The organism is Stenotrophomonas bentonitica, from assembly GCF_002887735.1.
Lineage (GTDB): Bacteria > Pseudomonadota > Gammaproteobacteria > Xanthomonadales > Xanthomonadaceae > Stenotrophomonas > Stenotrophomonas bentonitica_A.
In genome coordinates this window covers 23,713-37,171 of record NZ_PKQP01000010.1, presented here as the reverse complement: position 1 = coordinate 37,171, position 13,459 = coordinate 23,713, and the positions used below count along the sequence as shown (strand labels likewise).

General features: G+C 67.9%; 9 protein-coding genes and 1 pseudogene. 9 read left to right on the top strand and 1 reads right to left on the bottom strand.

Annotated elements, in window-relative coordinates; all coding sequences use genetic code 11:
• Positions 1-87 precede the first annotated feature (87 nt).
• The 9 genes from C0R07_RS16275 (at position 88) to C0R07_RS16235 (ending at position 11,186) form a co-directional block, all read left to right on the top strand.
• Positions 88-669, top strand: coding sequence for a YceI family protein (locus tag C0R07_RS16275; RefSeq protein ID WP_019184180.1), 582 nt, complete (start codon positions 88-90; stop codon positions 667-669).
• Positions 666-1,115 carry a protein-disulfide reductase DsbD domain-containing protein gene (locus C0R07_RS16270; RefSeq protein WP_102789453.1) on the top strand — a complete coding sequence of 150 codons (450 nt, stop codon included), beginning with the start codon at positions 666-668 and terminating at the stop codon, positions 1,113-1,115. The genes C0R07_RS16275 and C0R07_RS16270 overlap by 4 nt, the downstream gene beginning before the upstream one ends.
• 14 nt (positions 1,116-1,129) lie before the next feature.
• Complete coding sequence (locus tag C0R07_RS16265; protein ID WP_102789452.1) at positions 1,130-2,131, top strand: cytochrome-c peroxidase; 1,002 nt, start codon at positions 1,130-1,132, stop codon at positions 2,129-2,131.
• Positions 2,128-2,664, top strand: coding sequence for a TlpA family protein disulfide reductase (locus tag C0R07_RS16260; RefSeq protein ID WP_102789451.1), 537 nt, complete (start codon positions 2,128-2,130; stop codon positions 2,662-2,664). The genes C0R07_RS16265 and C0R07_RS16260 overlap by 4 nt, the downstream gene beginning before the upstream one ends.
• A 137-nt stretch (positions 2,665-2,801) precedes the next feature.
• Positions 2,802-5,360, top strand: coding sequence for a TonB-dependent receptor plug domain-containing protein (locus C0R07_RS16255; protein ID WP_102789450.1), 2,559 nt, complete (start codon positions 2,802-2,804; stop codon positions 5,358-5,360).
• A 176-nt stretch (positions 5,361-5,536) separates the two neighbouring features.
• Positions 5,537-7,774 (top strand): ATP-binding protein, encoded by a 2,238-nt coding sequence (locus C0R07_RS16250; RefSeq protein ID WP_102789449.1) that lies wholly within the window; start codon positions 5,537-5,539, stop codon positions 7,772-7,774.
• Positions 7,771-8,244 carry a response regulator gene (locus tag C0R07_RS16245; protein WP_019184186.1) on the top strand — a complete coding sequence of 158 codons (474 nt, stop codon included), beginning with the start codon at positions 7,771-7,773 and terminating at the stop codon, positions 8,242-8,244. Before C0R07_RS16250 ends, C0R07_RS16245 begins: the two co-directional genes overlap by 4 nt.
• The gene (locus C0R07_RS16240; RefSeq protein WP_102789448.1) at positions 8,237-10,666 is read left to right on the top strand and encodes a hybrid sensor histidine kinase/response regulator; all 2,430 of its coding nucleotides are present in this window, start codon (positions 8,237-8,239) and stop codon (positions 10,664-10,666) included. The genes C0R07_RS16245 and C0R07_RS16240 overlap by 8 nt, the downstream gene beginning before the upstream one ends.
• Positions 10,667-10,805: 139 nt before the next feature.
• Entirely contained in the window at positions 10,806-11,186 is a 381-nt protein-coding gene (locus C0R07_RS16235; protein WP_070427419.1) for a response regulator, read from the top strand.
• A gap of 15 nt (positions 11,187-11,201) precedes the next feature.
• On the opposite strand, the pseudogene C0R07_RS16230 reads toward C0R07_RS16235, so the two are convergent.
• Positions 11,202-13,372: pseudogene (locus tag C0R07_RS16230) on the bottom strand (ATP-binding protein).
• Positions 13,373-13,459: the final 87 nt, after the last annotated feature.

Below are 13,459 nucleotides of genomic sequence, written 5' to 3'. Positions count from 1 at the left end.
CGCGGCCCTCCCTCCTGCGCTGCGCGCCCGCCCGGCCTCCCCGCGATGCCGCGGGCGGCTGCGCGCCACCACGAAGAGACCCGCCCCATGCGCACCACCGTGCTGTTGACCCTGCTCACCGCTGCCACCGCACCTGCCGTGGCGATCGCCGCGCCGGTGACCTACCAGCTCGACCCGACCCATACCGATGTGCTGTTCACCTGGAACCACAACGGCTTTTCATTCCCGACCGGCCGCGCCGCGATCAGCAGCGGCACGCTGGTCTACGACGCCGCCAGGCCCGCCGCCTCGCAGGTACAGGTCGAGCTGCCGCTGGCCGAGCTGGCCACCCACGTGCCGAAACTCGACGAGATCGTGAAGAGCGACAAACTCTTCGATGTCGCCAGGTTCCCGCAGGCTGCCTTCCGCAGCACCTCGGTCGTGTCCCAGGGCGCCGGCCGCCTGAAGATCACCGGCGAGCTGACCCTGCATGGCGTCACCCGCCCGGTCGTGCTCGACGCCACCCTCAACAAGGTGGGCGAGCATCCCAGCCGCAAGGTGCCGACCATCGGCTTCAACGCCACGGGCGTGATCCGCCGCAGCGAGTTCGGGCTGGATGCGTTCCTGCCCAACATCGCCGACGAGGTGCAGCTGCGCATCACCACCGAGGCGCAAGGGGGCAAGGAGTGAGGTACGGCATCCTTTCCCTGGGCGTTGCGTTGCTGCTGAGCGGTGGCAACGCGATCGCCGCCGATACGCCAAAGGTCGCCCTCAAGCCGCGGCTGGAGGCCGCGCCCGACGGGTCCCGCGAGCTGGTCATCGATGCCCGCATCGAACCGGGCTGGATCCTGTACGCCTCGGACTTCGAGCAACCGCAGATCGGCCCGCGCGCGGCACGGGTGATCCTGGCGGACGGGGCGCAGACGCAGGGCCCGCTGCGCTCGGTCGATGCCCGCGAAGGCCACGGCCGCAGTTTCGCCGGTGACTACCGCTACACCTATTTCAGCGAACAAGGGCAGCTGCGCCTGCCCGTGGCGGCGGGCGGCACGCCGGTGAACGGCACCCTGCGCGCGCAGGTCTGCTTCGAAGAGAGCGGCCTGTGCGAGCTGGTCCAGCAGGAGATCGCCGCGCGTTGAGCGCGGCGCCCGCCATGCCACGCCCTGCCCTGTCCCTCTCCCTGCTTGCGGCACTGGCCGGCGGCGCGTTCCTGGCGCCGGTGCTGTCCGCCGATGCGCCGACCTACGACGGCGATCTGTCCGACAACCCGCGCGCCCGGCTGGGCCGACAGCTCTTTTTCGATCCCATCCTGTCTCGTGACCGCACGGTGTCGTGCGCCAGCTGCCATCAGCCGGCCCGCGCCTTCGCCGATGACCGCGCGCTCAGCCTGGGCGTGGAAGGTCGCCTGGGCACCCGCAACACGCCCAGCGTGATGAACAGTGCCGGGCGCACCCGCTTCTTCTGGGATGGCCGCAGCGAGACCCTGGAGGAACAGGCGCTCGCGCCGATCGCCAACCCGCTGGAGATGGACCTGCCGGTGGATGACGCGGTGGCGCGGCTGCGTGCCGATCCTGCGTGGGTGGCACGCTTCCAGGATGCCTACAGCGCCGCTCCCAGCGCGCGCACGCTGGGCCGCGCCCTGGCCGCCTACCAGAAGACCCTCAACACCGTGGACAGCCCGTACGACCGCTACGCGCTGGGCCAGGAGGATGCGATCAGCGACGCGGCCAAGCGCGGCCGCCTGCTGTTCATCACCAAGGCCCAGTGCGTGAGCTGCCACGCCGGGGAGGACTTCACCTCGGACCGCTTCAAGAACATCGGCATCTACAACGGCCGCGAGTTCAACGACGAAGGCCGCGGCGGGATCACCGGCGATCCGGCGCAGAAAGGCGAGTTCAAGGTGCCGGGCCTGCGCAATGTCGCACTGACCGCGCCCTACATGCACAACGGGATGTTCAAGAGCCTGCGCGAAGTGATCGTGTATTACGACGACCCCGGCAAAGTGATCCCCGATTCGATCGGCCGGGACGCGCAGCTGCGCGATCCCCTGCACCTGACCGAGGCGGAGATCGACGACATCGAGCAGTTCCTGCACACCCTTACCGACGACCGCTTCGCGTCGCGCGCGACCTCTTCGACGGCCTCACCTCCATGACCTCTTCCGCTTTGCGCCGCCTGGCGCTGCTGGCTACCGTGCTGATGATCGCGCTGCCCATGGCATCGTTCGCCGCCCCGCCCACCACGGCCGCGCCTGCCGGCCAGGCGGCACCGGCCCTGCACTGGACCGATCTCGAGGGTGCCCCGGCGTCGCTGGCGCAATGGCGCGGCCGCCCGGTGCTGCTCAACTACTGGGCCAGCTGGTGCGGCCCGTGCCTGAAGGAACTGCCCGACCTGCAGGATTTCTCGCAGGCGCAGACCTCGCGGCCGAACGGCGTGCACGTGGTTGGTGTCGCGCTGGATGATGTGGAATCGGCCAAGGCCCTGCGCGACCAGCTACGCCTCACCTACCCGCAACTGGTGGAGGGCGACGGCCCGCCCGGCACCGCCGCCGCGTTCGGCAACCGCATCGGCACACTGCCGTTTTCGGTGCTGATCGATGCGCACGGCACCGTGCTGCAGGTCCACAACGGCCCGCTGCATCCTGCCGACCTCGCCCGCTGGGCTGCCGCCGCCGGCGGTGCGCCATGACCCGCACCGGACGTGGCGCCGCCGCTGCCGAGTGCTGTTGCACGGTTACGCCAGCCACCGGCTGATCCGGTCCATCCGCCCTCGCCTGCCCGCCGCATGCCGCTGTGCATCGGCCTTTCTTCTCCTGGGGATCTTCCATGCTGTCCACGCACCATCGCCTGCCGTTGGTTGTCGCCGTCCTGTCCGCGTTGTCCCTGCCCCTCGCCGCATACGGCGCAGCCGAGGTGGAGGTCGCCACCAGCGTGAGCACCGCCACCTTGGATACGGTCACCGTGACCGGCACCCGTGCACAGGGCCGCACCGTGCGCGAAAGCGCGGCGCCGATCGATGTCCTCTCAGCCGAGGACATCCGCGCCGCCAACGCAACCAGCCTGCTGGATGTGCTCAACACCACCGTGCCCAGCTTCAACCTGCCGCTGGAGACCGGGGATCTGAACAGCATGGTGCGTGCCGGGCAGCTGCGCGGCCTCAATGCCAGCCACGTGCTGGTACTGGTGGACGGCAAGCGCCGCCACGCCACCGCGCTGCTGGGCGCGGGTGGCTTCGGTGGCGCCGCGCCCGCCGATCTCGCCCTGATCCCCACCGGTGCGATCGAACGCATCGAAGTGCTGCGCGATGGCGCCTCGGCGATCTACGGTTCGGACGCCATCGCCGGGGTCATCAACATCGTCACCCAAAAGGCTGCCCGCGGCGGCAACGTCTCCTACCGCGATGGCACCTACTTCGCCGGCGATGGCCGCGCGCGCGTGGTGCAGGCCGATGCCGGGTTCGGCCTGGACGACGGCGGCTATCTGCACCTGGCGGCGCAGCTGGACGACCAGGAAGCCACCAACTACACCAGCCCCGCACGCGATACATTCCTGTACTACTTTCCGCGCAACGCGGCCGGCAATGCGATCCGCCCCGGCGGCAACCAGGCCAGCAACCCGACGCTGCCACCCGGCGCGACGCCGGATCCGCGCGAGGCCACGCGCGACAACAATGCCTGGCGCAACCGGGGCATCCGCGCGTTCCGCACGAAGACCGCCACGGCCAATGCCAGTATTCCCCTCGCCGCGACGGTGGAGGCCTACGGGCTGCTGACCCTGGCCCAGCGTGATGCCTGGGCACCGCAGAACTTCCGCCAACCGCTGCGCAATGAGGTAGTACGCGCGATCGATCCGGATGGCTTTGCACCGACCGAGCACATCGACGAGAACGACGGCGCGCTCACGCTGGGGGTACGCGGCCAGTTCGGCGAGTGGGACTGGGACTTGAGCAGCGGCTACGGGCGCGATGCGATGGATATCAACCTGCACAACAGCATCAACCCCACCTACGGCCTGGACAGCCAGACCGATTTCTACATCGGCGACCTGCGCTACAGCGCCTGGACCCATAACCTGGATCTACGCCGCCAGCTGCAGACGGCGTGGCTGGCCGCGCCACTGGAACTCAGTGCAGGGGCGGAGTATCGCGACGAGCGCTACCGGATCGGCGCGGGCGACGTGCAGTCCTACACCCATGGCGGGCAGCGGGTGCTGGACGGCCCCTACGCGGGCACCGTGCTGGGGATCGGCCTGGGCGGCTCGCAGGCGCTGCCCGGTTACCGGCCCGAGGACGCGGTCGATGTCAGCCGCAACAGCGGCGCGCTGTACCTCGGCGTCGCAGCCGACCTGGGCGCGCGCTGGCGCGTGGACCTGGCCGGCCGGCATGAGCGTTACTCGGATTTCGGCAGCGAAACCACCGGCCGCCTCTCCACCCGTTTCGCGCTGCATCCCCGGCTCGCCCTGCGCGGCACGATCAGCAACGGTTTCCAGGCGCCGTCCCTGGCCGCGCAGGCGTACCGCAACACCTCCAACGGCAATTTCTACACCGACCACATCCTGCAGGCCGGTTCGCCGCAGGCCATCGCACTGGGCGCGCAGCCGCTGCGCCCGGAAACCTCGCGAAGCCTCAGCCTGGGCATCGTGGCCGAGCCATGGCAGGGCGCATCGCTGACGGTGGATGCCTACCGCATCGATGTGGATGACCGGATCGCCCTGTCCACGACCTTCCGCGAGGGGCTGTATCCCGGCTCCGGCGTGCTGGTCACCTCGGTGGGACTCGGCGCACAGGATGGGGTGCGCTACTTCATCAATGCCGCCGATACCCGCACCGATGGCGTGGAGGCCACGCTCGAAGGCCGCGTCGATCTGGGCCGCGGCGGCACCCTGCGCTGGACCCTGGCCAGCAGCCATAACCGCGCCAGGATCACCGGCCTGGCCCCCACCCCCGCCGTGCTCGCCGCCTTCAATGTGCCGGTGTTCAGCACCGGATCGCAGAACGAGCTGCTCTACAAGGCGCCCCAGTCCCGGCAGGTGCTGGGTCTGGACTGGAGCCTGGGCCGCTACCGGGTCGGCCTGCGCCAGAGCCGCTATGGCGACATCCAACGCTATGGTTCGCCGACCACGGTGGCCAGCAGTGGGCCGTATGCCGGCCAGGCCGAGATCGCCTATGACATCGGCGGCCTCTGGATCACCGATCTGCAGCTGGGGGCCACCCTGCCCGGCGGCTGGGACGTGGCGCTGAACGCCAACAACGTGTTCGACCGCAAAGTCACCAGACTGCCCGAGCCGCTGCTTGCCGCGAACGAATACTACCGGTATGCCAATGGCGGACCGGTCGATGGCTCGGGGGGGCTGTGGTCAGCCACCCTCCGTTACCGCTGGGACTGATCCGCGCGCAGCGCAAGGAACACCGTCGCATCCTCACAGATCCGGGCGCCCGCCTATGCAAAAATAAGGGAACTGTGGCACGCCGCGTCGCAGGTGACGGTGTGTGCTCCTGACAACCAGGCGCAGCCGTGCCATTCGTGCGGTGGCCAGTACTGGTAAAGATCAGGAGTCAATGAATGTCCTCGAGGAATTCCGGCGCAAGCGCCTTGGATCTGTCCAGCTGCGCGCGTGAGCCGATCCGTACCCCCGGTGCCATCCAGCCGTACGGATTGATCCTGGTCCTCGATCACACGACATTGACGGTCAACGCCCGCGCGATGGCCGAGCCGGGCCTGCTGGAGGCGCTTGGCGATCCGCTGGGCCAGCCGCTGGATCAGGTGCTGGCCGGCACTCTGGCGCCATGCAGGCCGGTGCTGGAGGCATTGCAGAAGGGTGCCTCGCATTTCCTGGGCGCGCACCCGGTGGGTACGGCGGGCAACCACCACACCGTGGCCCACCGGATCGGTGATGACGTCATCATCGAGCTGGAGGCCCCGGTGCCGGGCGAACCGGGCTCGCTGGAGGACCTGTATCCCTCGATCCGCCGCTTCATGGCCGCCATCGAGCACGCGCCGACGACCCAGGCATTGTGCGAACTCGCTGCCACGCATATCCGCGAGCTGACCGGCTTCGACCGCACGATGATCTACCAGTTCGACAAGGACTGGAACGGCGCGGTGGTGGCCGAGGACCGCAACGACGTGCTGCCCTCCTACCTCGACCTGCGCTTCCCGGAATCGGACATCCCCGCCCAGGCGCGCGATCTGTACCGGCAGAACCGCGTCCGCCTGATCGCCGACAGCCATTACACCCCCGTGCCGCTGGTGCGCGTACCGGCCCTCGCCGATGCGGCGCCCATCGATCTGGGCCCGGCCATGCTGCGCAGCGTCTCCCCGGTGCACCTGCAGTACATGCGCAACATGGGCACGGGCGCCTCGATGTCGGTCTCGGTGCTGTCCGAAGGCGAGCTGTGGGGCCTGATTTCCTGCCACAACCAGGTCGCCCGCCGGGTGCCCTACCACGTGCGTACGGCCTGCGAGTTCATCGGTCAGATCCTGTCGCTGCAGATCGCGGTGAAACAGCGCGCGGTACTGGTCGAAGAGCGCATCGCGCGCCGCGCGATCCAGGTCCGGCTGCTCGGGCGGATGGCCGGTGACACCGACTTCATGGCCGCACTCGGCCGCGACCAGCAGAGCCTGCTGGCGCTCACCCAGTCCACCGGCGCGGCGATCGTGCACCGTGGCGAGTGCATCCTGCATGGCCAGTGCCCCGGCCAGCGCCACGTGATGCAGCTGGTGCAATGGCTGACCGCGCAACAGATCGAGGGCGACATCTTCTGTACCGACACCCTGCCGCTGGACTGGAAGGAGGCCGAAGCCTTCGCCGGCGTGGCCAGCGGCGTGCTGGCCATCTCGATCTCGCAGATCCACGACAGCTTCGTGATCTGGTTCCGTCCCGAAGTGGTCCGCACCGTGCGCTGGGGCGGCGACCCGCGCAAGGAAGAGACCGGACAGCCCCTGTCGCCGCGCACCTCCTTCGAGGGCTGGAAGCAGACCGTGCGCCAGCAGTCGCTGCCCTGGAACGACGTGGACCGCGATGCTGCGCTGGAACTGCGCACGGCCATCGTGGATATCGTGCTGCGCAAGGCCGAAGAGATGGCGGCATTGAACGAGCAGCTGTTGCGCAGCAACAAGGAACTCGAAGCGTTTTCCTATTCGGTGAGCCATGACCTGCGCGCCCCGTTCCGGCACATCGTCGGTTACTCGGAACTGCTGTGGTCCTCGGCCGGCGAAAGATTGAACGATTCAGAAAAGAGATTTCTCGACACCATCGTGGAGTCGGCAAAATCGGCTGGGACCCTGGTCGATGACCTGCTCAGCTTCTCGCAGATGGGCCGCTCGACGATGGGCCAGATCGCGATGGACATGACCGCCCTGGTGGAAGACGTGCGCCACAAACTCGACATGGAGTACGCCGGGCGCGCCATCGACTGGCAGATCGCGGGGCTGCCCAAGGTGCAGGCCGACCCCGGCATGCTGCGGCTGGTCTGGCAGAACCTGCTGGCCAACGCGATCAAGTTCACCCGCGACACGCCCGAGCCACGCATCGAGGTCGGGCATGAACGCAACGACACGGAGGACGTCTTCTTCGTGAAGGACAACGGCTGTGGTTTCGACATGCGCTACGTGGACAAGCTGTTCGGCGTGTTCCAGCGGCTGCATCACGTCGATGAGTACGAAGGCACCGGTATCGGTCTGGCCAACGTGCACCGCATCATCACCCGCCATGGCGGCCGGACCTGGGCGAAAGGTCAGGTCGGCGCCGGCGCGACATTCTATTTCACCATTCCCTTTGTTACTGGAGACCACCTATGAGAGATCTGCGACCGATCCTGCTCGTAGAAGACAACCCGAAAGACGCTGAATTGACCATGGCCGCGCTCGCCCGCTGCCAGTTGCTCAATGACGTGACCCATGTGCGCGACGGCGTGGAAGCGCTGGAGTATCTCCGCTGCCAGGGGCGTTATGAAGGGGCCATGCATGGCGGCCCGGTGGTCGTGCTGCTGGACCTGAAGCTGCCCAAGCTCAACGGCCTGGAAGTGCTCAAGGAAATCCGTACCGACCGTGCCCTCAGCAGCACCCCGGTGGTGATGCTGACCTCCTCGCGCGAAGAGCAGGACCTGATCCGCAGCTACGAGCTGGGCGTCAACGCGTTCGTGGTCAAGCCGGTGGACTTCAAGGAATTCCTTGAAGCGATCCAGGGCCTGGGCATGTTCTGGGGCATCACCAACCAGCCGCCACCGCACGGCACGCTGTTCGGCGGGAAGAGTAGACACGATGGCTGAGGCCGCCACAGCAAAGACCATCAGGATCCTGATGGTCGAAGACAGTGCACTTGATGCAGAACTGATCACCGCGCAGCTCAAGCGCGCCGGGGTGCCGTTCACCGCCGAGCGCACCTGGTCGCACCAGGGCATGCTCGATGCCCTGACCACGACGCCGTTCGATGTGATCCTGGCCGACCACGTCCTGCCGGGCTTCGATGGTGACGCCGCGCTCGCCCTGGCCAGCGAGATCGCCCCCCAGATTCCCTTCATCTTCGTCTCCGGCACGCTCACCGAAGAACTCGCGGTGCAGGCGCTCAAGCGCGGTGCACGCGATTACGTGGTCAAGTCACGCCTGCAGCGCCTGCCCGATGCCGTGCTCAGGGCCATCGGCGAAGCGCAGGAGCGCCGCCGGCTGCAGCGCGTGGAGGCCGAGCTGCATGAGAGCCACCAGCGGCTGAGGCTGATCACCGATTCGCTGCCGGCGCTGATCGCCTACTTCGGTCACGACCATCGCTACCGCTTCGCCAACAACGCCTATGTCGAGTGGCACGGCCGTACGCCGGAGAGCCTGATCGGCCGGCACACCCGCGAGGTGATCGGCGAGGACACCTTCAACAGCATCCAGCAGCACCTGGACCGGGTCCTGCTCGGTGAGAAGGTGAGCTTCGACCTGCTCTCGCTGCGCAGCGATGGCACGCCCCGCCACGCGCAGGTGGACTGCGTACCCGAGCTGGCGCCGGACGGCGCGGTGCTCGGCTATTACGCGATGGCGCGCGACATCAGCGAGCTCAAGCACGCGCAGGCGCAGCTCAGGGCCAACAACGAATCCCTGGAACGCCAGGTCGACGAGCGGACCTCGGCGCTGCACCGCAGTGAAAGCCGGCTGCAGGCGCTGTTCGAATCCAGCTTCCAGCACCAGAACCTGCTGACCCTGGATGGCCACATCATCGACACCAATTCGGCGTCGCTGGCGGCCATCCTCGCCGACAAGGAAGACGTCCGCGACAGCCTCTACTGCGAGTCTGCCTGGTTCGCCGATACCCCCGGGGTACCTGGTGTGGTCTGCACGGCCATTCTCGAGGCGGCGGCCGGTACCGCTTCCCGCCATGAACTGGAGCTGCGCCTGCCCACCGGCAAGCGGACCTTCGATTTCTCCTTCCGCCCCCTGTTCGATCATCAGGCGCGGATCACCGCGGTCGTCTCCGAAGCGGTGGAAACCACCGCGCGCCGGCAGGCCGAAGAGGCGCTGCGGCACAGCCAGAAGATCGAGGCCGTCGGCCAGCTGACCGGTGGCATCGCGCACGACTTCAACAACATCCTGACCGTGATCGCCGGCAACATCGAATACGCCAAGATGCTGACCGACCGCCTGGGTGACGCTGCGGGCAATTCATCGCGCTCGCTGGACAACGCGATGAAGGGCGTGATGCGCGCAGCCAACGTCACCCAGCGCCTGCTGGCGTTCTCGCGCCGGCAGCCGCTGAAGAACATGCCGGTGGACCTGAACGAAGAAATGCGCGGCATGCAGGACATGCTCAAGCGTTCACTGGGCGAGCTGGTGCAGATCGACATGCTGCACAGCCCGGATGTTTGGTGCGTGGAGATCGACCCGAACCAGCTGGAGGCCTCCATCCTCAACCTGGCGGTCAATGCCCGCGACGCCATGCCCGAGGGCGGGCGCCTGACGATCGAGATCGACAACATCCATCTGGACAAGGACTACGCAGCGCAGCACCCGGATGTGCCGCCCGGCCAATACGCCATGATCCGGGTGCGCGACAGCGGCCAGGGCATGTCCGCCGAGGTGATGGGCCGGGTGTTCGAACCGTTCTTCACCACCAAGGAGGTCGGCCGCGGCACCGGGCTGGGCCTGTCGATGGTGTACGGTTTCGCCAAGCAGTCCGGTGGCCATGTCCTGCTCGACTCCATCGAAGGCAGCGGCACCACGATCACCCTGCTGTTCCCGCGCTCGGCCTCGGCCCTGCCCGGCACCCGCCAGGCCGAGGCGCAGGAAGCCAACGCCTACGAGGTGGAGGAGGAGACCACGGTGCTGGTGGCCGAGGACAATGACGATGTCCGTGCCTACACCGTGGATACCCTGCGCCAGCTGGGCTACCGCGTGCTCGAAGCGCATGACGGACCCTCCGCCCTGCGCCTGCTGGAGCGGCCGGACGTGAGCGTGGACCTGCTGTTTTCGGACATCGTGATGCCGGGCATGTCCGGCTGGGCACTGGCCAAGCAGGCGATCGGCCGGAAACCGGGGTTGCGGGTCCTGTTCACCTCGGGCTATCCGCGCGATATCGACGCAAGCGGCACGGTCGGTCGGACCATCGCGCTGCTCGCCAAACCGTTCACCCGCACCGATCTGGCCCGCTCGATCCGGGCCTCCCTGCAGGACGAGAGCCCCGCCCAGGGCGGTGAGACCTTGGACCGAGGGTAATGAAGGAGGCTGCCGTCATCGGCGCCTCCCGGGGATCATGACGCCGGGCTGGCGCGCGATGCACGGCCGGCTAACGCGCGCGGGCGCTAAGGTGGAGCTCCGCACAGGTGGCTGCATGCCACGAGGATCCGCGCCCGCAATGACTGCTGCCCGTTCCCACCCACGATGCCGCGTGCTTCTCGTCGAAGACGATGCGCCCATCCGGGAGATGACCAAGGACATCCTCAACGACGATGGCTTCGAGGTCCTCGACGTTGCCGACGCCGAGGCCGCGCTGGGGTGCCTCAGGCATGACGGCCCGTTCGACCTGCTGGTCTCCGATGTCGGGCTGCCCGGAATGGACGGCCGCGACCTGGCCACGATCGCCACCACGCTGCACCCGGCCATGCCCATCCTGCTGGTCACCGGCTATGCCGGGGCGGCCGGGGCCCGGCCGGACTTTCTCGGCGAGGACATCAAACTGCTGCGCAAACCCTTCACGCTCAAACAGCTGGTGAGCTCGGTCAGGTCCCTGCTCTGAGCGCAGCCAACACCGTCACTGGCTGCTGCCTGCAGTCGCCAACAGCGCGCGCGCACGCCGCTCCAGTTCGGCAGTGGTGAACGGTTTGGTCAGCACTTCCATCCCCTCCTCCAGCTGCCCGGCGCCCACCGCCGCCGACGCCGCATAGCCGGTGATGAACAACACCGGCAGCCCGGGCCGCACTTGGCGCCCTGCATCGGCGACCTGCCGGCCATTGAGCCCGCCAGTGAGGCCAACATCGGTGATCAGCAGGTCGATGGGCTGCCCGGAGTGGAGCAGCTCGACCGCCTGGCCGCCCTCCGGCGCCTCCAGCACCCGATAGCCGGCGCCGCCCAGCACCTCGCTGAGCAGCGCGCGGATCGCCCCCTCGTCTTCAACCACCAGGATCGTCCCGACGCTGGGCGTGGATGTGGCGGGCGCATCCTGCTCGGTCTCCTGCACCGCATTGGCCGCGGTTTCGCCGATGAAGCGTGGCAGGTACAGCTCCACCGTCGTGCCCTGGCCGACCTGCGAATCAATCCGCACCTGGCCGCCGGACTGGCGGGTGAAGCCATAGATCATCGACAGGCCCAGGCCGGTGCCCTGCCCGATCGGCTTGGTGGTGAAGAACGGCTCGAAGACCTTCTCGATCACCGCCGCCTCCATGCCGGTTCCGGCGTCCTTGACGGCCAGCCGCACGTAATCGCCCGGGGGCGTATCCAGCGCTGCCGCAGCCTCGCCCTGCAACGTCACGTTCGCCGCACTGATGGTCAGCGGGCCGCCCTCGGGCATCGCATCGCGGGCATTGATGCACAGGTTCAACAGCGCATTCTCCATCTGCGGCACATCCACCAGCACCGACCATGGATCCGAATCGAGCTGCGTGGCGATCGCGATCGACGGCCCCAGCGTGCGCGAGATGATGTCCAGCATCCCGCGCACCAGGGCATCGGCCACCACCGGCGTCGGCGCCAGCGTCTGCCGGCGGGAGAAGGCCAGCAGCCGCTGGGTCAGCGCGGTGGCGCGCGACGCGCTGGACTGCGCCATCTCCAGGTACCGGCCCACATCATCGTAGCGACGCTGATCGATGCGCAGCTCCAGCAGCTCCAGGCCGACCGAGATGGCGGTCAGCAGGTTGTTGAAGTCATGCGCCAGGCCGCCGGTCAACTGGCCCACGGCCTCCATCTTCTGGCTTTGCCGCAACCGCTCTTCAGCCACCTGCAGCTCGGCGCTGCGCGCCTGCACCCGCTCTTCCAGGGTCAAGGTCAGCTCGCGCAGCTGGTCTTCGGCCAGGCGCCGCTCGGTCACGTCCGAGGCAGTGCCGAACCATTCGGTGATCTCGCCGTTGCCGTCCAGCAGCGGCAGCCCTGCACGAACACGCCCGCAGTGCTGCCGTCTTCGCCGGCCACCGGCTGGAAGACGAGATCCAGCAGGCGCCGGGCCGATGAGGGATCGGACGGGAACGGCGCGTCGTAGACCATCTCGCTGCCGATGTACGGCTTGCCGGTGCGGTACACCTCGTCCAGCAACGGCATGAAACCCTGGTCGACGATTTCCGGCAGCGCCTCCCGGATCGACTTCCCGAGCACGTGGCGGTTGCCGACCAGGCTTTGGTAGCCCGGGTTGGCCAGCTCGACGCGATGCTCCGGCCCGCTGAGGAAGGCCATGAACATCGGCGACTTGTCGAACAGCGCGATCAGGCGCTCGTTCTCCTTGGCCAGGCGCTGCTGCGCCACGATGATGCTGGTCACCTCGTTGGTCACGCAGAACGCGCCGCCGACACTGCCATCGTCCAGGAAGATCGGCGAGAAGGAGAATGTCCACCAGGTCTCTTCAGGCACGCCCTGGCGGCTCATCGAGACAGGCAGGTTCTCGTAGCGGGAGGACCCGCCTGCGAAGGCAGCCTCGATCGGTGCGCGCACGGCGTCCCACGCATCCGCCCACAGCTGCCTCAGCGGCGCCCCCAGCGCCCCCTCCAGGCGCGGCCCCAGGATGGGGCTGTAGGCATCGTTGAAGAAGAAAGTCAGGTCATCGCCCCAGACCACGTACATGCTCTCGGGCGAGGCCAGGATCAGGTTGACCGCATTGCGCAGCGCACTGGGCCAATGGTCGATCGAACCCACCGGCGTCGCCTGCCAGTTCCATCCACGCACCTGCTCGGCCATCGGGCCGGTGCTGCCGGGAAAACGCCCCACCCCTGCACTCATGCGCGCCGCTCCAGGACGGCCGGGGCACGCGCGCCGCGCAGCCGCGCGACAGACCAGGGAAGGACAGACATCATCGGGTCACCGAAC